Genomic DNA, 24,989 nt, shown 5'->3' with positions numbered 1-24,989 from the left:
GGACAGTTTAGTCCCCACACGCGACCTCGCCTATTAAGGAAGCGTCAGACCGAAGACCGGGACAGCGATGGCGTAGGTGGCCAGGGTGACCAGGACCAGGCCGATGACGTTGAGCCAAACACCGCCCTTGATCATCTCGCCCATGGTGACGTGGCCGGAGCTGTAGGCGATCGCGTTCGGCGGGGTCGCCACCGGAAGCATGAAGGCGCAGGTCGCGGACAGTGCCACCGGGATGGTGAGCAGCAGGACGTTGATATCGCCCGCAGCGGTCAGCCCGATGCCCACTGCGACACCGCCCATGATCGGCAGGAATGTCGCGGCGGTCGCGGTATTGGAGGTCAGCTCCGTCAGCAGCAGGATCAGCGCGCCGACTGCGGCGATCAGCAGCACCGTCGGGAGGCCAGCGAGGCCCTTGGATGCCTCACCGATCCACAGGGACAGACCCGACTTGGAGAACATCGCGGACAGCGACAGGCCGCCACCGAAGAGCAGCAGGACGTCCCACGGGATATCCTTCGCGGTCTCCCAGTCGAGAATGCGGGTGCCGTTGGACTTCGCCGGAATGGTGAACATGAGCAGACCGGCGATGATGCCCACAGCTGCGTCGTCGTAGCCGATCTCCCAGCCGTAGTAGTCGATGCCCAGCGGAACGAAGACCCAGCACAGTGCGGCGGCAACGAAGATGATCGCGGACAGGATCTGGCCAGTGGTCCACTCGCCGAGCTTGTCCATCTCATCGCGGATGAGTTCCCTGCCGCCCGGAATCTGGTCGATCTCCGGCTTGAACACGTTGATGAGCACGATCCAAGCGATCAGAATGAACAGAACTGCGACCGGGACGCCGACGAGCATCCACTTGCCGAAGCCGATCTCGATATCGTGCGATTCCTTCATGTAACCGGCCAGCAGTGCATTCGGCGGGGTACCGATCAGGGTGCCCAGCGAACCAATGGACGCGGCGTAGGCGATAGCCAGCATGAGTGCCGTAGCGAATCTCTTCTGGTTGCCCATGCCGCCGACGTGGTCAGCAGTCAGGGTGAGCACGGAGACACCGATCGGGAGCATGACCACTGCCGTCGCGGTGTTGGAGACCCACATCGACAGGAAGCCGGTGGCCACCATGAAGCCGAGGATGATGCGACGCGGGCTGGTACCGATCAGCATGACCACCCACAGCGCCAAGCGGCGGTGCAGGTTCCAGCGCTGGATGCCCAGCGCCATGAGGAAGCCGCCCATGAACAGGAAGATGGTCGACGACGCGTACGGAGCACTGACCGCCTTGAACTCGGCCACATTAGCCAGCGGGAACACCGCCAACGGAATGAGAGCCGTCGCGGCGAGCGGGATCGCCTCCGTCATCCACCAGACCGCCATCCACACGGCCACGGCTGCGACAACGCGCATGGTCTGCGCGCTGTACTCGATCTCCGGGTCGGCACCGGAGGACTCACGGACGACATCAGCCGCACCGGACGGGAAGATGAAGTAGACGACAGCTGCGGCAATAATGCCGAGCACGAGGCCGATGAGCTGACGGCGCCACACACCCTCCTCAGGTGCGGCAGCGAGATCACCGTCGGAAAGTTCCGTCGTGTCCTCGGTCACGGCGGTTGAATACCCTGTGGTCATGGCGGGCCCTCTTCCTGGGTAGGAACTACATGTTTTCTAGGTATAACTTAAGTCACACCTACACCAGGGACGAAAAATTACCCCCGAAATACCCCAATCCAACTTCGGGAATGCCCGGTTCAATCCCCCAAATACGGCAGACAGCGCTGTACACGCTCGAACCACCAGTCTTTGCGCTCCCCCGACGCGGCCAATTCGGCGAGCCGGTCCGGATCCGGGACGACATCACTGATGCGCATGCGTCCGTCGGCGAAGTCGAAGGGCTCGGCAACGTCCTCGACGAACAGCCGTTGTGTAGCCAGCCCTGCTGCCTGCGAGCCGGTCACTTTCGCCGCGACAAGCCCGGCGTGAATTCCCACCGCCGTGTCCAACGCCGAAGCGACCGTCAGCTTCAATCCGAGCTCCTCGCTGATGGTCATCAGCCTGCGCACCCCGCCGAGCGGTGCCACCTTGGTCACCGCCACATCGGCGGCATCAAATTCAGCAACCCGGTACGGATCAGCCACCTTCCTAATCGACTCATCCGCCGCAATCGGTGTGCGCACGCGCCGGCGCACCTCCGCGAGTTCTTCCACCGTGGCGCACGGCTGCTCGATGTACTCCAACTCCCCCAGCGCTTCTGCCGCGCGGACTGCCTCATCGACGCTCCAGCCACCGTTGGCGTCCACGCGCAGCACCGCATCCGGCCGCGCGGCGCGGACGGCGGCGACCCTCGCCGCGTCGTCGTCAAGCGTCTGCCCTTTTTCTGCGACCTTGATCTTGAATGTGCGCGCCGACGGGTAGCGCTCGAGCACCTCCGGCACCTTCTCCGCGTCGACCGCCGGCACGGTGCCGTTGACTTCCACCCAGCCGTCGCCGATATCGAGATCCCCATAGCCCTCGTACGCCGCCTCGAGCCCAGCGGCGAGCCACGTCGCTGCCTCCGCATCGCCGTACTCCACAAACGGGGCGAACTCGCCCCAGCCCGCGGGGCCGTCGATAAGCAATGCCTCCCGCGTCGTGATTCCGCGGAACGGCACCGCCATCGGCAGGGCGACAACGTGGGCGCGGTCGAGAATGTCGTCTGCCCTTAAGCTCGCCACCTCTACTCCCAGCCTTCTAATTCTTCCTCTGACAACGGATCGAAGAAGCTTTCCGGCAAGCAATAGCGAACAAAACCGAGCGGCCGGTAGGCTCCGTCGCCGGTTCTATCGTGTTCCATTACCGTCCTCCTTTTTCCAAGGAACAACAGTGATGCACTCACGGTATCACCCCCAGCAAACCACCCTCGTTGCCGAGCTGAAACGTAATATCGCAGCCATGTCCTACACCACCGCCCAGCCCTTCGACGCCTCCCAGTGGGAAACCGTCGACGGCTTCGACTTCACCGACATCACCTACCACCGCCACGCGGGCGAGGGCCGCGCGAACGGGATTGTCCGCATCGCGTTCGACCGCCCGGAGGTGCGCAACGCGTTCCGCCCGCACACCGTCGACGAGCTCTACCGCGCGCTCGACCACGCGCGCCGCGACCCGTCCGTCGGGGTCGTGCTGCTCACCGGCAACGGCCCCTCCCCGAAGGACGGCGGCTGGGCGTTCTGTTCCGGCGGCGACCAGCGCATCCGCGGTCGCTCCGGCTACCAGTACGCCACCAACCACGACGGCGACGTCGAAGCCGCCACCGCCGACCACGTCGACGAAGCCCGGGTCAAGGCTGAGGGCGGCCGCCTACACATCCTCGAAGTCCAGCGACTCATCCGCACCATGCCGAAGGTCGTCATCGCTGTCGTTAACGGTTGGGCCGCCGGCGGCGGGCACTCCCTCCATGTCGTGTGCGACATGACCATCGCCTCCCGCGAGGAAGCCCGCTTCAAGCAGACCGACGCCGATGTCGGCTCCTTCGACGGCGGCTACGGCTCCGCCTACCTGGCCAAACAGGTCGGCCAGAAATTCGCCCGCGAGATCTTCTTCCTCGGCCGCACCTACTCCGCCGAGGACATGCACCGCATGGGTGCCGTGAATATCGTCGCCGACCACGCCGAACTCGAAAACGAAGCCATCCAAGCCGCGCGCGAGATCAACGGCAAGTCCCCCACCGCCCAGCGCATGCTCAAGTTCGCATTCAATTTGCTTGACGACGGCCTCATGGGCCAACAAGTCTTCGCCGGCGAAGCCACCCGCCTGGCGTACATGACCGACGAAGCTGTGGAAGGCCGCGACTCCTTCCTGGAGAAGCGCCCACCAAACTGGGACGAGTTCCCGTTTTATTACTAGGCCACTTCCTAAGAAGCCTTCCTAAAAAGCCCTAGCTACGTGCCGGAGACCCGCCCAACCGGCGGTGCGCTATAACAGCGCTACCAGCGAAAACCACCGCTCCCGCGGTGGCCGCTATAGCGCAACGGATGAAGGTGGTGGCGGTCTCCGGCCACGCTGTCGGCGCGATGATCCAGAGTGCGCTCTCAGCGAGAACATCGCCGCCGATGGTGACAGAAAAGATAGTGGCAAAGAGCGTCAGCGCGAGTGCCCAGCCGACGCCCCAGCGGGCGGTGATGGTGAGCGAGATAAAGGTCATTGCGCCACCGGTGAGGAAGATGAGGAGGAGGCGGCGGGCGGCGTCGATAAGCGTGGCCCCGCTGGTGACTACCGCGACGAGCGCAACGAGGGCGACCACAATGAGCAGCCAGCCGAGCAGTGCTGCGCGGACGCGGGGGTGCTCAATCTGCATGAGTGGCCATGCCGGCCGAAGCTGTGGCCAGACGAGTACTGGCAGAAGACCCGCGCCAACGGGAAGAATGAGGTAGGTGAAAAGCGCCGTGCGCACAGCCGGGTCATAACGCAACGCGAAGAGCATGACCAGCATGGATAGGACCACACACACCACAACAGCCGGGTTCAATGCCGCGCGGTGCAGGCCGCGTAGCGCGGCCAGCCGTGGTGCTCCTGCTGGGCGGTTCACAGTCGGGCTGGCGAAAGTGCGCGGTACCGGAGCGGTGACCTCATGGACCGTCGTGCGCCGACGACGCACCCGCGAAGTCCGCGGCGGGGTGAGAACCGCAACCGCCATGCCCACCGCAGCCAGCAGCACGCACAGCGCGAAGGCGGGCCACGGCGATTCGTCGAGCAGCGGTGAATCCGCCTCCAGCGGGGTTGCGTTGATGTGCAGGCCCATCGCCGGCACGACCAGGCGCATCGACCAGGCACCGGGGTTGAGCCACCACCAGTCGCGCTCCGCAAGGAAGCCGAGGCCGAACTGCCAGACGACAGCGAAGCCGAGTGCGGCGAGCAGGCCATAACGGCGGCTGATCCCGGCGGCGAGACCGGCCGCGCCGAGCGAGCCGACCCACGTGAAAAGCCCGATCAGCAAAACGCGTGGCGCATGATCCAGGCCGAAGAGCGCGGCAACCGCCCACGTCGCACCGAAATCCAGCAGGAAGAACAGCCCGAGTGCGGCCCACACGACCAGCAAGCGTGCGGCACGCGTCGCACGCTTCGATGCCGGTCGCCACAGCGTCCCGCCGGCGCGGGATTGTTTCTCCCGCTGTTCCAGCAGCCCGGCGTACAGCGCGGCTATCGGCGCGAGCATGCCCGTGACCAGCAATGCCTGCCAGTTGAGCATGTCGGTGGCGTCCTGGACGGTCCCCGCCACAGACATCGCGGAAAGCACCACTCCCAGCAACACGCCGGCACCAGCAAGCCACCACAAGACGGACCCTTTTGCGCGGATCCATTCAGCTCGTAATTCGCGCATCGTGGCTAGCGCACCTCCCCCGCCGCGGCGGTGCCGCGGGTGAGCTGGAAGAAGGACTCCTCCAGATTCGGCCCGAGTTCGCGCAGCTCACCAGCGAAGCGCACAGTGCCGTCGGCAATCACGGTCGCGTCGTCGGCCAGGTGCAGAACCTCGCCGAGCTGGTGCGAGCTGACCAGCACGGTGCGCCCGGCGCGGGCATAGTCCTTCAAGTACTCACGCAGGTGCGCGATCCCTTCCGGGTCGAGACCGTTCTGCGGTTCGTCGAGCACCAGCACTGGCGGCTCACCGAGCAGTGCCTGCGCCAGCGCGAGACGCCCCTTCATGCCGGTGGAGAAATTCGACGCTTTCTTCTTGCCCGCACCACCCAAGCCGACGAGCTCAATCACCCGGTCAGCCTCAGAATCAGGCAGACCAAGCAATGTCGTGTGGACCCGCACATTGTCGCGTGCACTGAGGTGGCCGTAGAACGCCGGGTCGTTGATCGACGCACCGACCAAGCGCAGCCCCGAACGCTCGAACGGCTCGCCCATGAGCGTCACCTCGCCGCTGTCCGGCTCAATGAGCCCCAGCAACACGGACATCAACGTCGATTTGCCGGCCCCATTCGGACCGAGCAGCGCATGTACGCGCCCAGGCACAGTCGTCAGCGACACACGTTTCAACGCTTGATGGCCACCGAAATTCACAGATACGTCGGAGCAAGCAAGTTGCGAGGAATTCATGCGCTTTATTTTTCTGCGCACCCCAAGCTGTGTGATCCCCCCGCGGGAGGAACTTTTTATCCCACGACACCCGCCCGCTGCGCCACGAGAACCAATGCGACACGATCGCGGGCACCGAGTTTGGCAAGCAGGCTCTTCACGTGCGTTTTCACCGTGGATTCCGCGATGAACAGGTGTTGCGCGATCTCCGCATTCGTCGCCCCACCCGCGATTTCCGCGAGGACCTCCAGCTCCCGGCCGGTGAGCAGCGACATCGCTTGCCGTTCAAAATCGCTCAACGCATTTCGCTTATCGACGCCACCCCGCACCCATTCCAGCACCCTCCCCGTCACACCACTAGACAGGACAGACTCGCCCCGGGCGACGGTGCGGACGGCGTCGGCAAGCACGTCCGGCTCCGCGTCTTTGAGCAAGAATCCGTGGACTCCGGCCTCGATCGCTTCCTGCACGAGCGCGTCGTCGTCGAAGGTGGTCAGCATGATCGTCTTCGGCCCCAGCGGCATGATCTGCCGCGCCGCAGAAATCCCGTCAAGCACCGGCATCCGGATATCCAGCACCGCGACGTCGATATCATGATTTTTCGCCTGCTCGATCGCCTCTGCACCGTTTCGGGCGGTGGCCACCACCTCGATATCCGGCTGCGTGTTCAAAATGGTGGTGAGGGCGGAAAGAAGCATGGGTTGATCGTCGGCAAGCAAAACGCGCATCTTATGCCCTCAACCTCGCGGTCACGGTGACCGTATTGCCGTCTTGCGTGAAATCCATGTTGCCTCCCGCGGCACGCGCGCGCTCCTGCATGCCGACGATGCCCGTGCCCGCCCCCGGATTGGGGGACGGCCGCCCCGTCGATTCAATCTTCACGACGATATTCTCCTTTTCCTGCGCGACAGTGACACGCGCCGTGGGCTTATCTTGGTGCTTTACCGCGTTGTTCAACGACTCACTGATGATGCGGTTCGCCGCTTGCGCCGTGATGGACGGCATCTTCAGCGAGTCCGGCATGTCCAGCGCGACCTCCATGCCAGCGGAACGGAAACGCTCGATCACCGTTGGAAGCTCCTCCGCTGTGGCGGCTGGCGCGAGTCCCGGCCCCTCGTCACGCAACCCCTTGACCAGCAGGCGGATGTCCGTAAGCGCGTCCCCCGCCGTGTCCCGGATGAGCTCGAGCGACTCCCGCTCAGTGCCCGCAGCGAGCCCCGCATTCGCCTGCACCTTGATCAGCGTCAGCGAGTGCCCCAGGACATCGTGGATGTCGCGTGCCGTGTTGAGCCGCTCCTCCTCGCGTGCCGCCGCCAGGCGCTCCTCCCGCATGCGCGCCTTGTTCTCCTTGGCCTCCTCGTCGGCCGCACCATTCGCCGCTACAAGGTACGCGATCGCGAGGACAGTCCAATGCAGCGCCAGCATCAATGCTGCATCGACCGGTGTGCGGTAATACAGCACGAGCCGGTCATCCCACGTCCACATGAACGGGGACACGATGCACCACACAGCGGCTGCACCCGCGATCGCCCACGCGAATCTACGGCTCACTTTCCGCCGGGCGAGGTACACCGCCAGTGGCACGAGCACGATCCATGGTGTGTAACCGATATTCGTCGCAGCGGCGATCCACAACACCGCCCACGCGAAATTCAGCCCCACGATGAGCGCCGACACGAGCGCGGGCTGGCGCTGCCACTGCACCAGCACCCCCACGAACGCCCATGACAACGCCGCCTGGATCAAATCAACCGGCCCCACATCCCCGGTGAACAGCATCGCGGTGTACAACGACGCCAGCACAGCCCCCAGCAAGGGCGCCCCAATTTCACCGGATCTCATACGCACCCGTCCGAGCCTATCCATCCACCTGCCCCCGCTCCTCCTCCCACGGGAGGAGACAGGGCCGCGCTAGGATGACGCGCGTGCCGAACATGCTCGAACTGCTCCCCGTAGACCTCGCCGACCCGCTGGCGATCATGCCGGATCTGGAGGCGGCGATCGCGGGGCAGTGCGCGGTACTGCCGGTGCCGAAGAACGACCGCCACCGGGCGGACACCCTGCGCACGACGATGCGTGCGGGCCAGTCAATCGATGATTCCGTCGCGGCAGTGCTGGCGACCTCCGGGTCCACGGGCACGCCGAAAGGCGCTGAACTCACGCCTGTCAACCTCGTGTCCAGCGCCGATGCCACTCACCAGTTCCTCGGTGGGCCGGGCCAGTGGTTGCTAGCGATGCCCGCACACCACATCGCAGGTTTTCAGGTCCTCGTTCGCAGCATGGTCGCGGGTGTCGAGCCAGCCTTCGTGGACTTGACCGGCGGGTTCCGCGTCAGCGAGTTCGCCGCACGCGCCGATGAGCTCGCCGCCACCGGCGAACGCTTGTACACCGCGCTTACCCCGATGCAGCTGAATAAAGCGATGAGCACCCTGGCCGGTATCGAAGCGCTCCGCCTGTTCAGCGCCGTCCTCGTCGGCGGCGGACGCATCAACCCCAAGATGCTCTCCTCGGCAGCCAAACTGCGGATCAACGTGGTGACCACGTACGGCTCATCGGAAACCGCCGGCGGCTGCGTCTACGACGGCACTCCCCTGGCCGGGGCGAAGGTGCGTGTGACCGGCGGGCGGATCTACCTCAGCGGGCCGATGATCGCCCGGGGCTACCGGAATATCCCCGACCACGAGGTCTTCGCGGAGCCCGGCTGGTACGCCACGTCCGATGCCGGTGAGCTGGTTCGCGGTGTTCTCCGCGTCACCGGCCGGCTCGACAACATCATTGAGACCGGCGGGCTGAAGCTCCAGCCCGAAGTCCTCGAGGAATTCATGCTCGGCCTCGACGGTGTTACCGGCGCCTGCGTCGTCGGCGTTCCCGACGACCGCTTCGGCCACCAGGTCTGCGCCGCCTACACCGGTTCCGCCGCTGTCAGCGACCTGATGGAAGCATTCGACGACCTCCCCCGCTGGCAGGTGCCGAAGGATGTGCGCCACCTTAGGGAGATGCCCGTTACCGGGCCGGGCAAGGTCGACCGGATCGCGGTGCGCGAGCTGTTCTAGTCAGACGCTCGGTGTTCATTGAAAAAATCGACAAGACATACTATTCAAAATCAACTTGAAGTCTCTCTACCTGCACTTATAAAACTATCGCGATAGCGCCGGTGTCGATTTTTTCAGACGCATCACGAAGGCGGGATAAGAGCGGCGGACACTCAGTCCACCGGAACGGCGGCCTGGAGCTTATCCACGTCCTCGTCGGTGTAGGTCGCCTCGATCTGGACGTCATTGCCGCCGCGCCAGTGGTTGTGGTGCACGAGGGCCTCGCGCTGGCTAGCCGGGATGACGGAGAACTCGCGTGGGTGCGGGTAGACCTGGCGGACCAGGTGTCCAGAGCGAAGGGCGCAGTGGTTGAGCCACACGTCATCGGCGCGCGGGGCTTTGTCCTCGAAGCTGGTGCCCTGTTCCGCGACGTAGTCCACCATTGACGGCGGATAGGCGACACCGGAGACACCGGTGGCGAAGTGGCGCGGGGACGGCGCAGTGGAGCGGGTCGCGCGCCACTCCTTGTACGGGCGCATGCCGCTCTCGTCGAGGGTGATCGTGTGAGCGCGATAGGCGACCACACAGTTCGGGTCAGCATCGGCGGCGTTGACGAGTTTCTCCGCGAACCAGCGCGGGTACATCATGTCATCGTCGACAGTGATCACGCGGGTGCCTGTGCCGGCGAACTCCTGAAACGTGCCGTAGTACTTCGTGTGCGGGCCGTAGTTGCCGTCGGAGCAGCGGATGATCAGTCCGCGGTCGCGCAGGCGGTGAAGGCCATTCGGCCAGGGTCCGTGATAATCGTCCTCGTCGAGCCAGAGGATGACCGGCAAACGGCGGGTACCCACCAACAGGGACGCGATGCAGTACACAGCGGTGGACAGGCGTTTACCGTGCGTGGTCAACGAGATGACCGTGTCGTGATCACCAGCATCGCCGAGCTCAGGAAACGACAAGCGTCGTGCGCGGGTGGCCAAGAGCAAGCCCGGCTGGCGAGCGAGCGTTCCAGCCGTGTGCAAGACCTGGCGGACGGCATAGTCGATCCACATGAAGCGTTACTTTAGTCGAGCTTCACCAAATCGATGTTTTGCGTGCATGATGGGTGTCATGACCGCGAGTGACGACACGACCCCGAATCCCGACGAATCCAGCGACAACGGCAGCACGCGCGTGGATCTCACGGATACCGAAAACCCTAAGAGCGACACGCCGGGAGGCGCCACCGCGAAGGACTGGTGGGAGGCCGCGCGCCCGCACACGTGGTTCAACGCCGCCGCCCCCGTGATCGCTGGCACGGGCGCCGCCGCATTCGAGTTCTGGTGCAACCTGCCGCTGGCACTGCTCGCGCTGATCGTGGCTATGGGCATGATCATCGGTGTCAATTACGCCAACGACTATTCCGACGGCATCCGCGGAACTGACGACGACCGCACCGGCCCCACCCGCCTGACCGCCTCCGGCTTGGCGCGGCCGGAGCAGGTGAAACTAGCCGCGTTCATTTCTTTCGGTGTGGCTGCGATAGCCGGGGGGATCCTGGCAGCGGTGAGCGCTCCCTGGCTCATCCTCGTTGGCGCGGTGTGCATTCTCGCGGCGTGGTTCTACACCGGCGGGAAAAACCCGTACGGCTACCGGGGCTTCGGCGAGGTCTCCGTCTTCGTCTTCTTCGGCCTCGTCGCTGTCCTGGGTACGCAGTACACGCAATCGGGCACGATCACGTGGGTGGGCATCGGCTGTGCGGTCGGTGTCGGCGCGATCTCCGCAGCGATCAACCTCGCGAATAATATCCGCGACATCCCTACTGACACGGAAGCTGGGAAGCGCACGCTCGCAGTCATGCTTGGCGACGTCCGCGCGCGCCGTCTTTTCACCGTCTTGACCTTGACGCCTTTCGTGATCACGGTGTTCATCGGCGCTGCCTACGCCCCAACGCTGCTGGCGCTGGCAGCCCTGCCCCTGGCCATCGGCTCGGTGCTGAAGGTTCAGCGCGGGGCTGAAGGAAAAGAACTGATCCCGGTTCTGGGGGCCAACGGTCGCGCGATGCTGATCTGGTCTGTGATTCTCGCCGGCGCGCTCATCGCCGGTTCCCCGTTCATGCAGCTGGGTCAGACGATCCCCTACTCTGATTTCGGTTGGACCATGCACATTCCCGACGACGCGCAATACTGATCTGAACTGCGGGGCCATGACCCCGCTGGGAGAAACTCGCACGTGTTAGACGTCATCACCGGCTTCGCCATCATCTTCGTGGTCATCAGCGCGGGCTATATCTTGGCCCACCGCGGTGTCATCGGGGAAGGCGAGCAGCGCCTGATGTTCAACCGGGTCGCCTATTGGGTCGCGTCGCCGTCGCTTCTGTTCACCACGGTGGCGAAGTCGGACACCTCCACATTCCTCTCCCCCGTCGTCGTAGTGGTCTTCCTAGCCACGGCGGTGACGATGGCGGTGTTCTGGATCATCTCCACCGTTTTCTTCCGGGCGGATGTGCCGACACGGATGGCGGGGGCGGCGTCGGCAAGCTATTTCAACTCGGTGAATATCGGCCTGCCCATCGCGATCTACGTCATCGGCGACGCGACCTACGTGGCGCCGGTGCTGCTCATGCAGATGGTGATCGTCTCCCCCGTCATCATCGCGGGTCTGGACGTGAACCCGGATTCGAGCAACTCCCGTGGACAGAACGTGCTGAAAGCAGTCAAGACTGGCATCACCGCACCTGTCGTGGTCGCACCGCTGGCAGGTCTGCTGATCTCCGCCGCGGGCTGGACGGTGCCGGCACCGGTGATGGAGCCGCTGGAGATTCTCGGTGGGGCTTCTATCCCGATGATCCTGATGAGCTTCGGTGCGAGCCTGCGCGGCGGAAGCGTTCTCGCTGAGGGGCCGGACCGCCCGGCGACGATCACCGCGTCGGCGCTCAAGCTGGTCTTCATGCCGGCCGCGGCGTGGGTGCTGGGTCTGCTGGCCGGGCTCGACGGCACGGCGCTCTACGCCGCGGTGATCCTGTCCGCGCTGCCGACGGCGCAGAACGTGTTCAACTACACGGCGAACTACCGAGTGGGCGAAACCGTCGCGCGCGACACCGTCTTCATCACCACATTCGCGTCCTTGCCCGCGATGATCGCCATCGCGCTGCTATTCGGCAAAGGAATCTAGCCCGCGACTGCGCGCGGACTAGATGGGAAAAGATTCTTTAGCGGTCCGCCAGCTCGTCGGTCACCCACTGCTTGCGGGCGCGGCGCTGCTCGTTCCAGGTCGCCATGGCCTCAGTGGCGGCGACGCGCTGCTTGGAGAAGATCAGCATGGACAGCGGGAAAGCCACGATCAGGGCGAGGAGGGCGGACATGACGAGGGGGATGGGTGCGTCGATAAGCAGTGCGATTGATTGAATGACCACCGTGAGAACGATGAAAAGCCCGAGACGCAGCCCACCGTAAGTCAACGCCGCGCGGTTCGCGCGCTTGCGCACCTCGGCGTCCAAGGCGGGCGCGCCGGTGTCCTGGCTGGCTGCGGGTGTTGCTGGGTCCGTCACGGTTGTTCAGCGTACCCGGGCCAGGTGGCGGGAAGCGAACCAGTATCGTGAAGGTATGGGACGCCTACTCCTTCTTGTGCTCATCATCGTCGCAGCCTGGCTGCTGTGGCGCGCGTTCGGACCGGGCAGCAACGAGCGCTACGGTTCGCTCCGCCCCAACAAGCAGCAGACCCCTGAAATCAAGGGGCCGGACGACGATGAAGAATTCCTCTGGAATATCGAGAAGAACCGCTTCAAGGAACGTCGCGCGAAGGAAGAAGCCGAGCGCAAAGCGCGTGAAGAAGAGGAGCGCCGCCAGCGGCGTGAACGCGGGAACCGCCCGGACGAACCGGGCGGAGCAAGCGGGCCGACAAACCCGGAGAGCTAGCTACTCGGCTTTCGCCTCGGAGGTCTCCACCCATTCAATGGTGAGGCCGAGAGCGTTGGCGACGGCCGCGACCTTCTCCCACCGCACACCAGCACCGCCGTGCTCGATGGTGTGCAAGGTGGAGCGGGACACCCCAGCAGCGGTGGCGACTTCCTGCTGCAACCGGCCGGCCTCACGGCGGCGCTGCGCCAAGGCCTCGCCGAGCTTGATCAGCACGGGAATGTCGCTGGCGGGCTTGCCGAACTTCTTGCGGGGTGAAGGCACCTACAGTCTCCTTCTCACTGAACGTGGGGTGGTGAATAATTGTTACTACAACACAGTGAGATAGTCCAGTACCCCAAAAGTAGCGTTGAAACCGCTGGGAATTAGTTCAGACCGGCGTAGGAGTGCAGGCCGCTGGCGACCAGGTTGATGAAGAAGAGGTTGAACACGCCGGTGGCAAACGCGGCGACGTTGATCCAGGCGGCCTTCGCGTTCTTCCAGCCCGCGGTGGCGCGCGCGTGCAGGTACGCGGCGTAGAGGATCCAGGTGATCAGCGCGACGGTCTCCTTCGGGTCCCAGCCCCAGAAGCGGCCCCAGGCCACCTCTCCCCAGATCGCGCCGAGCATGATGCCGATGCCGAAGACCGGAAGAGTGACAATCGCGGTCTTGTACGCGTACGAGTCGAGTTTTTTCGCCGTGGGCAGTGGTTTCGCCACAGCGCCGAAGAAGCCCTTCTCCTTACCGCGCGGCTGCCAGATGCGCAGCAGGTACAGCAGCGAGAACATGCCGGAGATCAGGCCCAGCGACGCACCGATGGACACGGTGGACACGTGGAACGGGTACCAGAAGGACTGCAACGCCGGCACCAGCGGAGCGGCCTCCGCGTACAGCACCGTCGCGTCGAGGAAGATCAGCACGATCACGGGCGCGAGCAGCCACGGCCACATCGTGTGCCAGCGCTTCTTCTGAATAATCACGGCCGCGACCACCATCGCGACAGCCGTGAAAGTGAGCACGAACTCATACATATTGCCGAACGGGAAACGGCTCACAGCCAGGCCGCGCGTCACGGTCGCGACCACATGGAACGCGATCGCGACCCAGATCAGGCCCTGCGCGGCACCCGCCATTTTGCGGGAGCGTTCGCGCGCGGTTTCCAAGTCGCCGGAAGTCACAGCTGGCTTATCGACGTCACCCAGCGCCTCCGCTCCCCCGTCGCCCACCGCGATGAGCTCGCGGTCCTTAGCCTCTGCTTTCGCCTCGGCCTTCTGCTCGCGGCGCAGATCAATCACTGCCTGCGAGCGCATGTAGTGAATGCAGGCGAGGACCAGCGCCACGATGTAGACAGCGAAGGCGGTCCGCAGCGACAGGTCCGACACTTGGGCCAGGGAGGTATTGACGTGCATGAAGCTCACGCTACTCGACGTGGCCGAAACGACCAAGGAACAGCAGCGTAGCGGACGCTTCCGGGGGTACAGCTCCCCGATCGGGCAGAAGCTAGTGCCACTCCTCTACGTCGTCTTCGTCATCGTCGTCGTACTGATCGTCAGCTTCATTGCTGTCGATGTCTTCGGAGTCTTCGTCTTTCTCGCCGCGGCCACGCAGGATCGCGTCGACCACATCATCGAATTCGCTGCCCCAGCCGGCACGGTCGGTGCGGGCGAGGCCGGCGAGCTCCACCCGGGTCGTCCCGTCACCAGCAGGCGTGAAGCGGACCCAGATGCGGCGGCGCTTGATCAGCAGGGAGCCCACCAGGGAGGCGAGCATCAACGTGGTGGCCACCAGAGCCCAGAACTGTGTCGGATCGCGGGAGATCTGGTAATTGGCGTATTCGGCGGCGCCGTCAAAGCGGATGGTGACCACTTCGTCTTCGCCGTCCGGGGTCTTCTTGCCCGTGGGCACCTGCACTTCCTCCCCGGCGGCGAGCTGGATGCGGTCGGCGCGCTCGAGCTGGCCGTTGGCAATGAGGGTCTGGTCGAGCGCGAAGAAATTCTGGGGTCGCCCGGTGTCCAACCCGGCATCGCCGGCGTAGACGTCGAGGGAGACAGCCGGGTCGTCCATTGATGGGAAGGCGGACTGCAGCATATCGCCGTTCGGGCCCGTCCACTGGGCGGTCGGGGCGAACACGCCCTCGATGGCCAGCTGGTGCTGGCGTCGCTCTCCCAGGTCCGGGTACATGCCGGCCGGCGGGTCGAAGCGCATCACGCCGTTGGACAGGAAGAAGGTCAGGTCCGTCGGGCGGTATTGCACCATCTGCGTGCGGGACTCCCCGTCGGGCCAGGTCACGGTGATCTGCGGGGCGAAGCCGTGGCCCTGCAGGTACACGCGGTCACCGCCGATGCGCAACGGGTGATTCACCGCCAGGGTGTAGTCCTCCCAGGTCTCCGGGTCGGTAGCCATGTCCTCGCCCTCGGCATACGAGACGCGGGAACCGAAGGAATCGGCCTGGCCGTTCTGCAGGTACTCCGCGGTGAAGTCCTGGGAGATGAAGCAGAAGGGGGTAAGGCCGGTGCCGTCGAAAAGCGGTCCGGCGCGGAAGGTGTCGAAGTTGGCGGGCGACGTATTGCAGAATTCGCGCGATTGCTCCACGGGCACCGCGTATTCGGATTCGGAGTTGGTCACCACGATGACCTGGCCTTCGTAGAAGACCATGCGGCCGTAAGCGAAGATCGCGATGAGCGCGACGATGGCGATGTGGAAAAGCAGGTTTGCAAGCTCGCGGGCGTAACCGCGCTCGGCGGACAGGGACAGTGCCCCGGCGCGGTCGTCGGCGGGCTCGTAGCGCGCGACGCGCCACTTGCGCAGGGTGCGCTCCGCGCGCGCGGTGGCCTCGTCGATGGACATGTCCACCTCGCCGGCGGCGTGGTGCGGCATGCGGTGCAGGTATTTCGGCGCGCGGGTCGGCTTCGCGTTAAACGCCTTGTAGTGGTCGATCGAGCGCGGAATGATGCAGCCGATCAGGGAGATGATCAGCAGGGTGAGCAGGGCGACGAAGATGGGGGACGAGAAGACGTCAAAAAGCATGAGCTTGTCGTAGATCTTGCCCATGACCGGATTGGCGTCTAGGTATTCGTTGACCTGGCTCTCGCTGATTTCACGCTGCGGAAGCAGAGCGCCCGGCACAGCGATGAGGGCGAGCAAAAACAGCAGCACCAGCGCTGTGCGCATGCTGGTCAACCAGTGCCAGAGTTTCTTCGCCCAGTTCGTCGCGGTGTTAAGCATGTCGTTTCCGAATCATTTTCAGGTCCACTACAACTACAGCAAGGTCGTGCCGTAGCCGTCCACCCATTGGCGGGTCCAACCGATGAAGCTGTTCCACGCCCCGGTGAGCAACAGCACGCCGACGGCGATCATGGCTACCCCGCCGATGATCTGGATAGTACGCGAGTGCTTGCGCAGGAAACCGATGGCCTCCACCGCATGCGCGGAACCGAGCGCCATGAGCAGGAACGGGATTCCAAGCCCGAGGCAGTACGCGACGACCAGGATGATGCCGCGCACGGCAGTGAACCCCTCGGTGCCCACCGACACGGAGATCACCGCGCCGAGCGTGGGCCCCAGGCACGGGGTCCAGCCAAGCGCGAAGACCCCGCCGAGCAGCGGCGCGCCGAGCCAGGTCGCCCATTTCTTCGGCTGCATGCGGGTGTCGCGCTGCAGCATGGGCACGGTGCCCATGAACACCAGTCCCATGAGGATGGTGATGACACCGCCGGCGCGCATGAGCGTCTCCTCGTTGAGCCTGATCAGGCTGATCGCCCCGAAGACCGTGACGGTGGCCAGCAGGAAGACCACGGTGAAGCCGAGAATGAACAGGCCTGCAGCGCCGACTACTGCCCATTTGCGCTTCCGACCCACGGCCAGCTCGCCGCGGTCCAGCGTCACCTCCCCGCCGACGATGCCGGTGAGATACGACATATAGCCGGGCACCAGCGGGATCACGCACGGCGAGGCGAAGGACACCAGGCCGGCGAGCGCCGCCGCGAGAATTCCCAGCAGCAGCGGGCCGGAGGCGGCGAGATCAGCGAATGTCTGTCCCATCTACGCCTCTGCCTCGGCTGCCAGGCGGTCGGTGACCTGAATGATGTCATCGGCGGAAATCTCGCGCAGGAACACCGCGGCCGGGCGGTGCTGCTTATCCAGGATCACGGTGGTGGGGATCACCGAGGTGGGGATGCCGCCGAGAGCACCCGCGGTGCGGAACGGCGGGTCGTAGATCGACGGGTATGTCACGCCGTTGTCGGTGACGAAGTCCCGGGCGATCTCCGGCTGGTAGTCGCGCACATTGATGCCCAGCACAGTGCCAGTTGGCGTGCCGCCGTCAGCAGGCGCCGTGAGATGCTGGTGGACCTCTTCCAAGTCGTCGACCTCCGCGCGGCACGGGGCGCACCACTGGCCCCAGGCGTTGAGCACGACGATCTGACCTTCGAAGTCCGACAGGGAGATTTCTTTGCCGGGCTCCATCAGCGATTCACCGGAGAAATCCTCCAGCGGGGCACGCTCGTCCTCGTCGTAGAAGATTTCCACTTGCCCGCCGGGCGAGTGGAAAGAGAAGGTCTCGCTCGAATTCGTGGTCGCGCAGGCGGAAAGCGACGACAGCGCCACCGCCCCTGCCGCGAGAACAGAAAATGCCTTGTATCTTGTCGAACGCATCAGATATCCCTCGCCGGTTCGTCGTAGGTCCAGCCGGTCAGCGTGTCGCCGTCAAAGGTCAGCGAGGTGACGCTGGCTAGGTCGCACGTGCGCGAGACGTGCGCCGGTTTCTTGCCGGCGGCCCAGCGCTGCACCATCACGATGGGCAGCTGGTGGGACACCAAAATCGCCTCGTGTCCTTCAGCGTGCCGGCGAGCGGTGGCAACAGCGCGCTGCATGCGCTCGAGGATCTCCGTGTACGGCTCACCCCAGCTCGGCTGTAGCGGGTTGGTCATGTGGCGCCAACGGATCGGATTCATCAGCTGCGACGGAAAGCCCTTGGTGCGCAGGCCCTCGAAGGTGTTGCCGGCCTCGATCAGGTCGGGGTCGGTCTGAATCTCCAGGCCGGTCACCTCGGCGATGGGTGCGGCGGTTTCTTGCACGCGTTCCATCGGGGATGCCGCCAGGTAGGTCACGTCGCGGCCTTTGAAGGTCGTCGCGGTGCGCGCCGCCATGGAGCGCCCGCGAGAGCTCAGATGGAAGCCCGGCAACCGCCCGTACAAGATCTTGCCCGGGTTGTGGACTTCCCCGTGGCGCACGAGGTGCACGACGGTTTCCGCCATAGGTTCGCTCCTCTCCGCCGGAGTTGTTTATGCGTCCGGCGTGGCCGCGGCCGCTGCGGCTGCTGCGGGCTGCAGCGCCTGTTCGATCTTCTCAAAGTCTGCATCGGTCAAGGCCGTGGACACAAACCACGTCTCGAAGGCGCTGGGGGCGGCGTAGACGCCTTCGTCGAGAAGCGCGTGGAAGAACGGCGCGTACCGGAACGTGTCCGCCGCCTTCATATCCGCGAAATCATTGCCCTGCCCCTCGGCGAAACGCACGGAGAGCATCGTGGCCGCGCGCTGAATATTGTGCGCCACGCCCGCGCGCTCGAGCGCATCGTGCAGCAGGGTGGCCAGGCGGTCGGCGTTGGCATTCAGTTGCGGGTAGATCTCCTCGGAAGCAATGCTTAACGACGCCTCACCCGCCGCCATCGCCACCGGATTACCTGACAACGTGCCGGCCTGGTAGACGGGGCCGGTCGGGGCGAGCTTCTCCATGATCTCTTTACGCCCGCCGAAAGCCGCCGCCGGCAGACCGCCGGAGACGACTTTGCCGAAGGTGGTCAGGTCACCGGCGACACCGTCGACGCCAAACCACCCGCGGTAGGAGGTGCGGAAGCCGGTCATGACCTCGTCGATGATCAGCAGCGCGCCGTCGGCGTGCGCGATGTCCTTGAGCCCCTGGTTGAAGCCGTCGACCGGGGCGACGGTGCCCATATTGCCCGCGGCTGCCTCCGTGATGATCGCGGCGATCTCGCCCGGGTGCGCGGCGAATGCCTCGCGCACAGCATCCAGGTCGTTATAGGGCACGACGATCGTGTCGCCGGCCTGCGCGCCGGTCACGCCCGGGGTGTCGGGCAGAGCGAATGTGGCCACACCGGACCCGGCGGACGCCAGCAGGGAATCGACGTGGCCGTGGTAGCAGCCCTCGAATTTCAGGATCTTCGGCCGGCCCGTGTACCCGCGGGCCAGGCGCACCGCACTCATCGTGGCCTCCGTGCCGGAATTGACCATGCGCACCTGCTCCACGCTGGTGCGGTCCACGATCAGCTCCGCCAGACGGACCTCCGCCTCAGTCGGGGTGCCGAAAGACAAGCCGTTTTTCAGGGCTTTTTCCACTGCCTCCACGATCTGGGGGTGAGTGTTGCCGTGGATCATCGGGCCCCAGGAGCCGACGAGATCGACATAGGAGTTGCCGTCGACGTCGATAAGCGTCGAGCCGTGCGCTTCTTTGATGAAACGCGTTTGCCCGCCCACGGAACCGAAGCCGCGCACCGGCGAATTCACGCCGCCGGGCGTGACCGTCTTCGCGCGCTCGAACAACTCTGCCGAGCGGGCGGTGTTCTGGGACGTGGCGGACGTTGGCTGGTTCGAATCGTGAGAAGTCATGCCGTCGATTCTAGGACAGAGCCCCAAACATGCGACGCACCCCGAATGGAGCTGAGACACACCCACAAACGGAAAGACGATTTCCGGTTCGGGGGTATACGGGCGGATAATTCCGCGTATGGATGTTGACCATTCGGTCCCTGAAATAACGCTTTGCCGCGGCGCGGTGAGGGCAACAGTCTCCGCATCGGGCGCTGCTGTGCGCGAACTGACGGTGGACTCGCGCCCGCTGCTGCGCACTTTTGCGCAGGGCACGCACCCGCCGCAAGCCGCGAATGTCGTGCTTGCGCCGTGGCCGAACCGCGTCGCCGACGCGACCTATGTCTTCGGCGGAACGCGGCGCGAACTCGCGGTGACGGAGCCGTCGCTGGGCCACGCCCTGCACGGCTTCACGCTGAAGCGACTTTTCGAAATCCATGCCCCGCAGACAGAAAATGCCCCCGAAACGGCACCGGACGAAGTGACATTACGCACAGTTCTCGGACCCGAGCCCGGCTGGCCGTGGCCGATCGAGCTCTCCGTGCACTACGCGCTTACCGATTCCGGTCTCGAGGCATCCATGACTGCGGTGAACCTCGCGGATGAACCGGCGCCGTGCGCGCTCGGCGTGCACACCTACCTGGATGCGCAAGGGGCGCCGCTCGACGAGTGCACCCTGCACCACACCATCGCCGAGCGTCAGCCGCTGAATGAGTACAACATCCCCGCCGGGGCGCGCGAGCCCTGGCCGCACAGTCCCATCCGGATGCGCGATATGTGGCTTGACGACGCCGGCTTCGACCCCGTCGCCGACCAGCCCCGCATCGCGCGGTTGGTGAACGCCTCCGGGACCGGCGTGGAGCTGGCCGCCACGGCGAATCTGCCGTGGACCCAGCTCTTCACCTCCCCGGAACGCCATGTGGCCGTCGAACCGATGACCGCTCCCCCGAATGCCCTCGCCACCGGCGAAGGCCTGACCGTGCTCGAACCCGGCTCCCGCCTCACGGTGGGCTGGTCGGTGCGGGCCATCACTTCTGAAAACTAGAAAGAGAGTCCCCTGCACATGGATACGGCCTTGCGGCTCGATGCCTCCTGGGTCGACTACCTGCTCGTCGCAGTCTTCTTCGTCTTTGTCTTAGGCATTGGCTGGGCTGCGAAGCGGGGAGTGTCGTCCTCCATCGACTTCTTCCTTTCCGGCCGCGGCCTGCCCGCGTGGATCACCGGCCTAGCCTTCATTTCCGCCAACTTGGGTGCGGTGGAGATCATCGGCATGTCCGCCAACGGTGTGGAATACGGCGTGCAGACCATGCACTATTTCTGGATCGGCGCCGTGCCCGCCATGATCTTCTTGGGCATTGTGATGATGCCGTTCTACTACGGCTCCAAGGTCCGCTCCGTGCCGGAGTTCATGCTCAAGCGCTTCGGCCCCGCCGCGCACCTTGTCAACGCGCTGTCCTTCGCGATCGCGCAGCTGCTCATCGCCGGTGTGAACCTGTTCCTTCTGGCCACCGTCGTTGAGGCACTGCTGGGGTGGCCATTGTGGGCCACCCTCGTCGTCGCCGCCGTGATCGTTCTGGCGTACATCACGCTCGGCGGCCTGTCTGCGGCGATCTACAACGAGGTCCTGCAGTTCTTCGTCATCGTCGCCGCTCTGCTGCCGCTGACCATCATCGGCCTTCGCCACGTCGGCGGCTGGAACGGCCTGAAAGAGCAGATCAACGACCCGACGCACTTCTCCGCATGGCCGGGACAGGGCTTGTCCGGCTTCGAACATCCGGTGTGGTCCGTGGTGGGCATCGTCTTCGGTCTGGGCTTCGTGCTGTCCTTCGGTTACTGGACCACGAACTTCGTCGAGGTGCAGCGCGCCATGGCCTCCGATTCGCTCGCTTCGGCCCGCAAGACCCCGATCATCGGCGCGTTCCCGAAGATGTTCATCCCGTTCATCGTGGTCGTGCCCGGCATGATCGCTTCCGTCCTGGTGACCCCGATCATGGAGGGGGCCGCCAACCCGAATGACGCCGTGCTGTACCTCATGCGGGATCTGCTCCCGAACGGCCTGCTGGGTGTCGGCATCGCTGGCCTGCTCGCAGCGTTCATGGCGGGCATGGCTGCGAATATCTCGTCGTTCAACACCGTGTTCAGCTACGACCTGTGGCAGACCTACGTGGTCAAGGACAAAGAGGACAACTACTACCTGCGCGTCGGCCGCCTGGCCACCGTGGGTGCGACCGTGATCGCCGTGTTCACCGCGCTGCTGGCCGCGAATTTCGGCAATATCATGGACTACCTGCAGACGTTGTTCGGCTTCTTCAACGCCCCGCTGTTCGCCACGTTCATCCTCGGTATGTTCTGGAAGCGCATGACACCGCATGCTGGCTGGTCCGGCCTGGTCGCCGGTACCGCTGCAGCGATCTGCTTCTGGGCGCTGTCCCTTGGCGAGAACCCCGTGGTCACACTGCCGGGCCAGGGCACTGCATTCGTCGCTGCCTCGCTGGCATTCGTCGTGGATATCGCCGTCAGTGTCATTGTCTCGATGTTCACCGCGCCGAAGCCGGACGAGGAGCTCGTCGGTTTCGTCCGCAGCGTCACCCCGCAGGACCAGCTTGTCGACGCCTCCGAGGCTGCCCTCCCCTGGTTCCAGCGCACCGTCCCGCTGGGCATCATCGCCGGTGTCCTCGTCGTGGCCTTGAACCTGGTCTTCCTGTGATCTCCCGCGGCCGCAGATTCCCAATCACGCAAAGGATTTGATTCGCATGACTACTTCGATTTCCCGCGGGCACGACTCCGCGAATACACCGCAGCCCGACCAGCCGGAGGCGAATTCGGCCACCGACGCCTTTGATATCCGCAATGTCATCGGCGCACTGCTGGGCTTCTACGGCATCGTCCTGATCATCTGCTCTTTCTTTCTCGACCCGGGGGTGAATGCCGACACCGGCGCCGCGAAGAACGCGAGCGATAACCTGTGGGTGGGCATCGCGCTGGCCGTGTCCGCGGCGATCTTCTTCGTGTGGGCACGGTTGCGCCCGATCTCCTTCGACCCCGAGACTTTGGAAGCCACAGACTAAATGAGCAATCTCAAGATCACCCGCACGAGACTGTCCGACGGCCGCGAGCTCATCTATTTCGACGAGCCCGGCACCCCCGACCGCACCGCTGTCGATGAGCGCGGCTTGCCGCAGGTGGAAACCGAGTCGTGGCTGCGCCGTGACCCGTTGACGGGCGAGTGGGCGATCTACGCCGCGCACCGCCAGAACCGCACATTCCTCCCGCCGGCGAATGAGGACCCGTTGGCGCCGACGCGCCCGGGCCAGAAGCCGAGCGAGATCCCGGAGGCGGATTATCAGGTGGCGGTATTCGAGAACCGGTTTCCGTCGTTAAGCATGCGCCAAACGATCGCGGACGATTACGATCCGCGCGTCGACGGCGAAGACCTCTTCCAGCGCGCCCCGGCGCTCTCCCGCTGCGAGGTCGTGTGTTTCACGCCCGACGCGGACGGCTCGTTCACGGACCTTCCGCTCGAGCGGAAGCGCATGCTTATCGACGTCTGGGCCCACCGCACCGCCGAACTTTCCGCCATCGACGAGGTGAAGGCCGTCTTCCCCTTTGAAAACCGCGGCGAGGAAATCGGTGTGACACTGCACCACCCGCACGGGCAGATCTACTCCTATCCCTTCGTGCCGCCGCGCACCGCCGCGATCGCCCGGCATGCGCGGGAGCACCGCAAAGCGCACGGCACCGAGCTTTTCGACGACCTCCTCGCCGCCGAATTGCGCGCCGCCACCCGCGTGATCGACGATTCCGAGCACTTCTGCGTATTCACTCCCGCCGCCGCGAAATGGCCGCTGGAGGTCATGGTGATGGCGAAACGCGCCGTGCCGGACTTCGCGGGGCTGACCGAGGAAGAACGGGATGATCTGGCGGGAATCTGCCACAGGCTCTTCGCGGCCGTCGACCAGTTCTTCGAGGGCGTGGACCGCACGCCCTACATCGCCTCGTGGAACCAGGCGCCCGTCGATACGCCCGCTGACGGCCGCTTCCACCTGCAGCTGTTCTCGCTGATGCGCTCGCCGAACCGCATGAAGTACCTCGCCGGCAGCGAGTCCGGCATGGGTGCGTGGATCAACGACACCACCCCGGAGACCATCGCCGCCACCATCAAGGAGCACTACGCATGATCGTTCCCGCCACCCGTTCGCCCGAAGAGCTCGCCGCCGCTGCCCGCGATTTCCTCGTTGAACAGGTCGGCCCCGATGCGGCGGAGTCCACCGGCACCTGGGTCGCCCCGGGCCGCGTGAATTTGATCGGCGACCATGTCGACTACGCCTTCGGCGTGTGCCTGCCGTTCGCCACCACGATGGCCACCGCAGTCGCCGCACGCAAGCGTTCCGACGGTGTCCTGCACATGCTGTCGCAGGCACCGAACGGCGAGCTGCTCGACGCCTCCGTCACGCTTGCTGACCTTGACGCCGCCGTCAATGCCCCCGACGCCCAGCCCGGCATCGTGCCCGACTGGCGCGGGTACATCGCGGGCACGGTCCACGCTCTGGGCGCCGGCGGGATGGATATCGCGGTGGTCTCCGACGTCCCGCTCGGTTCGGGTCTGTCCAGCTCCGCGGCACTCGAGTGCGCCGTCGGCGCCGCCGCCCGCGACCTGTATGAGCTGGGAACCAGCGACGAGGACCTCATCGCCGCGACGATGCGCGCGGAGAATTTCTACGTCGGCGCAAATACCGGCGGGCTGGACCAGAACGCAGTCGTGCGCGGCCGCGCGGGCTACGCACTGGCCCTCGACTTCCTCGACGGCACCCACGAGCAAGTGCCGTGCGCACTCGCAGGCTACACGCTGCTTGTCTCCGACAGCCGCGTCGAACACTCCCACGCCACCGGCGAATACAGCTCCCGGCGCGGGCTTATCGACGCCGCCGCAGCCGCCCTCAACTGCACCTTCCGCGAAGAAGATGTGGTCGAACACGCTGTTTCCTGGGCCGCTGAGAACCCCGACGAGGCCCTCGGCAACGACCCGGAGGTGGTGCGCCGCCGTGTGCGCCACGTTCACTCTGAGACCGCCCGCACCATCGAGGCCGTCGCGGCGCTCAAAGCCGGCGATATCGAGCGTTTCGGCGAACTGATGAATGACAGCCACGTATCGCTTCGCGATGACTACGAGATCGTCCCCGCCGCCCTCGAGACCGCCGTCCGCGCTGCAATCGGCGCCGGTGCCATCGGGTCCCGCATCACCGGCGGCGGCTTCGGCGGCTCCATCATCGCCCTGTGCCCGGACGACCGCACCGAAGCTGTCGCCGCCGCCATCGAGGAGGCCACCCGCGCCGGCGGTTTCCCTGTGCCCACGATCTACGCCACGAGCGCCCAGGACGGTGCCCGGCAGTTCCAGCTGCATCTGTAGCTAAGCCCCCGGCGGT

General features: G+C 65.0%; 25 protein-coding genes. 10 read left to right on the top strand and 15 right to left on the bottom strand.

From position 1 onward, the window contains the following. Positions 1 to 33: 33 nt before the first annotated feature. Complete coding sequence (locus J5Y21_RS03560; RefSeq protein ID WP_210572924.1) at positions 34 to 1,629, bottom strand: DASS family sodium-coupled anion symporter; 1,596 nt, start codon at positions 1,627 to 1,629, stop codon at positions 34 to 36. A 119-nt stretch (positions 1,630 to 1,748) separates the two neighbouring features. Continuing rightward, entirely contained in the window at positions 1,749 to 2,711 is a 963-nt protein-coding gene (locus J5Y21_RS03555; protein ID WP_210572922.1) for an o-succinylbenzoate synthase, read from the bottom strand. 217 nt (positions 2,712 to 2,928) lie between these two features. Between J5Y21_RS03555 and J5Y21_RS03550 the strand changes: the two genes are divergently transcribed. Then, positions 2,929 to 3,882, top strand: coding sequence for a 1,4-dihydroxy-2-naphthoyl-CoA synthase (locus J5Y21_RS03550; RefSeq protein WP_210572920.1), 954 nt, complete (start codon positions 2,929 to 2,931; stop codon positions 3,880 to 3,882). A 31-nt stretch (positions 3,883 to 3,913) separates the two neighbouring features. Here the strand turns inward: J5Y21_RS03550 and J5Y21_RS03545 are convergent, their stop codons facing one another. Genes J5Y21_RS03545 through J5Y21_RS03530 form a run of 4 tightly spaced genes read right to left on the bottom strand, consistent with a single transcriptional unit; the run spans position 3,914 to position 7,899 of the window. Then, positions 3,914 to 5,356 carry a hypothetical protein gene (locus tag J5Y21_RS03545; RefSeq protein ID WP_210572918.1) on the bottom strand — a complete coding sequence of 481 codons (1,443 nt, stop codon included), beginning with the start codon at positions 5,354 to 5,356 and terminating at the stop codon, positions 3,914 to 3,916. A 5-nt stretch (positions 5,357 to 5,361) separates the two neighbouring features. After that, a complete protein-coding gene (locus J5Y21_RS03540) occupies positions 5,362 to 6,078 on the bottom strand; it encodes an ATP-binding cassette domain-containing protein (protein ID WP_210572916.1) in 717 nt (238 codons plus the stop codon). A 56-nt stretch (positions 6,079 to 6,134) separates the two neighbouring features. Next, positions 6,135 to 6,785, bottom strand: a complete 651-nt coding sequence (locus J5Y21_RS03535; RefSeq protein ID WP_210572909.1) for a response regulator transcription factor — start codon at positions 6,783 to 6,785, stop codon at positions 6,135 to 6,137. A gap of 1 nt (position 6,786) precedes the next feature. Continuing rightward, positions 6,787 to 7,899, bottom strand: coding sequence for a histidine kinase (locus J5Y21_RS03530; protein ID WP_210572907.1), 1,113 nt, complete (start codon positions 7,897 to 7,899; stop codon positions 6,787 to 6,789). A gap of 74 nt (positions 7,900 to 7,973) precedes the next feature. Here J5Y21_RS03530 and menE point away from each other — a divergent pair, with 74 nt between their 5' ends. Beyond that, complete coding sequence (menE, locus tag J5Y21_RS03525) at positions 7,974 to 9,110, top strand: o-succinylbenzoate--CoA ligase (protein ID WP_210572904.1); 1,137 nt, start codon at positions 7,974 to 7,976, stop codon at positions 9,108 to 9,110. 152 nt (positions 9,111 to 9,262) lie between these two features. On the opposite strand, the gene J5Y21_RS03520 is transcribed toward menE, so the two are convergent. Beyond that, positions 9,263 to 10,141, bottom strand: a complete 879-nt coding sequence (locus tag J5Y21_RS03520; RefSeq protein WP_210572902.1) for a glycosyltransferase — start codon at positions 10,139 to 10,141, stop codon at positions 9,263 to 9,265. A gap of 58 nt (positions 10,142 to 10,199) precedes the next feature. Between J5Y21_RS03520 and J5Y21_RS03515 the strand changes: the two genes are divergently transcribed. Together J5Y21_RS03515 and J5Y21_RS03510 are read left to right on the top strand one after the other, a co-directional pair. Continuing rightward, positions 10,200 to 11,258: a 1,4-dihydroxy-2-naphthoate polyprenyltransferase gene (locus tag J5Y21_RS03515; protein WP_210572900.1), complete on the top strand. Its 1,059-nt coding sequence runs from the start codon at positions 10,200 to 10,202 to the stop codon at positions 11,256 to 11,258. A gap of 42 nt (positions 11,259 to 11,300) precedes the next feature. Further along, positions 11,301 to 12,242, top strand: coding sequence for an AEC family transporter (locus J5Y21_RS03510; protein ID WP_210572898.1), 942 nt, complete (start codon positions 11,301 to 11,303; stop codon positions 12,240 to 12,242). A 37-nt stretch (positions 12,243 to 12,279) separates the two neighbouring features. On the opposite strand, the gene J5Y21_RS03505 is transcribed toward J5Y21_RS03510, so the two are convergent. Further along, positions 12,280 to 12,618: a DUF4229 domain-containing protein gene (locus J5Y21_RS03505; protein WP_210572896.1), complete on the bottom strand. Its 339-nt coding sequence runs from the start codon at positions 12,616 to 12,618 to the stop codon at positions 12,280 to 12,282. A 55-nt stretch (positions 12,619 to 12,673) separates the two neighbouring features. Here J5Y21_RS03505 and J5Y21_RS03500 point away from each other — a divergent pair, with 55 nt between their 5' ends. Continuing rightward, entirely contained in the window at positions 12,674 to 12,985 is a 312-nt protein-coding gene (locus J5Y21_RS03500) for a hypothetical protein (protein ID WP_210572893.1), read from the top strand. Here J5Y21_RS03500 and J5Y21_RS03495 read toward each other — a convergent pair whose 3' ends face one another. From J5Y21_RS03495 to hemL, 7 genes are all read right to left on the bottom strand, one after another. After that, positions 12,986 to 13,249: a helix-turn-helix transcriptional regulator gene (locus J5Y21_RS03495; protein ID WP_210572891.1), complete on the bottom strand. Its 264-nt coding sequence runs from the start codon at positions 13,247 to 13,249 to the stop codon at positions 12,986 to 12,988. A 101-nt stretch (positions 13,250 to 13,350) separates the two neighbouring features. Next, the gene (gene ccsB, locus J5Y21_RS03490; protein WP_210572889.1) at positions 13,351 to 14,373 is read right to left on the bottom strand and encodes a c-type cytochrome biogenesis protein CcsB; all 1,023 of its coding nucleotides are present in this window, start codon (positions 14,371 to 14,373) and stop codon (positions 13,351 to 13,353) included. A 91-nt stretch (positions 14,374 to 14,464) separates the two neighbouring features. Beyond that, positions 14,465 to 16,189: a cytochrome c biogenesis protein ResB gene (locus J5Y21_RS03485; RefSeq protein ID WP_210572887.1), complete on the bottom strand. Its 1,725-nt coding sequence runs from the start codon at positions 16,187 to 16,189 to the stop codon at positions 14,465 to 14,467. Between the two features lie 33 nt (positions 16,190 to 16,222). Then, positions 16,223 to 17,005, bottom strand: coding sequence for a cytochrome c biogenesis CcdA family protein (locus J5Y21_RS03480; RefSeq protein WP_210572885.1), 783 nt, complete (start codon positions 17,003 to 17,005; stop codon positions 16,223 to 16,225). Further along, a complete protein-coding gene (locus tag J5Y21_RS03475; protein WP_210572882.1) occupies positions 17,006 to 17,617 on the bottom strand; it encodes a TlpA disulfide reductase family protein in 612 nt (203 codons plus the stop codon). It lies immediately after the preceding gene. After that, positions 17,617 to 18,219, bottom strand: a complete 603-nt coding sequence (locus tag J5Y21_RS03470) for a histidine phosphatase family protein (RefSeq protein ID WP_210572881.1) — start codon at positions 18,217 to 18,219, stop codon at positions 17,617 to 17,619. Before J5Y21_RS03470 ends, J5Y21_RS03475 begins: the two co-directional genes overlap by 1 nt. Positions 18,220 to 18,246: 27 nt before the next feature. Then, entirely contained in the window at positions 18,247 to 19,587 is a 1,341-nt protein-coding gene (gene hemL, locus J5Y21_RS03465; protein ID WP_210572879.1) for a glutamate-1-semialdehyde 2,1-aminomutase, read from the bottom strand. A gap of 118 nt (positions 19,588 to 19,705) precedes the next feature. On the opposite strand from hemL, the gene J5Y21_RS03460 reads away from it, so the two are divergent. Genes J5Y21_RS03460 through galK form a run of 5 tightly spaced genes read left to right on the top strand, consistent with a single transcriptional unit; the run spans position 19,706 to position 24,973 of the window. Further along, a complete protein-coding gene (locus tag J5Y21_RS03460) occupies positions 19,706 to 20,611 on the top strand; it encodes a hypothetical protein (protein ID WP_210572877.1) in 906 nt (301 codons plus the stop codon). 18 nt (positions 20,612 to 20,629) lie between these two features. Beyond that, entirely contained in the window at positions 20,630 to 22,273 is a 1,644-nt protein-coding gene (locus J5Y21_RS03455; protein ID WP_210572875.1) for a sodium:solute symporter family protein, read from the top strand. A gap of 46 nt (positions 22,274 to 22,319) precedes the next feature. Then, positions 22,320 to 22,634, top strand: a complete 315-nt coding sequence (locus tag J5Y21_RS03450) for a hypothetical protein (RefSeq protein WP_246874907.1) — start codon at positions 22,320 to 22,322, stop codon at positions 22,632 to 22,634. Further along, complete coding sequence (gene galT / locus J5Y21_RS03445; protein ID WP_210572873.1) at positions 22,635 to 23,744, top strand: galactose-1-phosphate uridylyltransferase; 1,110 nt, start codon at positions 22,635 to 22,637, stop codon at positions 23,742 to 23,744. Continuing rightward, positions 23,741 to 24,973, top strand: a complete 1,233-nt coding sequence (galK, locus tag J5Y21_RS03440; RefSeq protein WP_210572871.1) for a galactokinase — start codon at positions 23,741 to 23,743, stop codon at positions 24,971 to 24,973. Before galT ends, galK begins: the two co-directional genes overlap by 4 nt. The last annotated feature ends 16 nt before the right edge of the window (positions 24,974 to 24,989 follow it).

This window comes from Corynebacterium sp. Marseille-P3884, assembly GCF_017942225.1.
In the GTDB taxonomy this organism is placed as follows: domain Bacteria; phylum Actinomycetota; class Actinomycetes; order Mycobacteriales; family Mycobacteriaceae; genus Corynebacterium.
The sequence above is the reverse complement of the archived record's forward strand: the minus strand, read 5'-3'. Positions and strand labels throughout refer to the sequence as shown.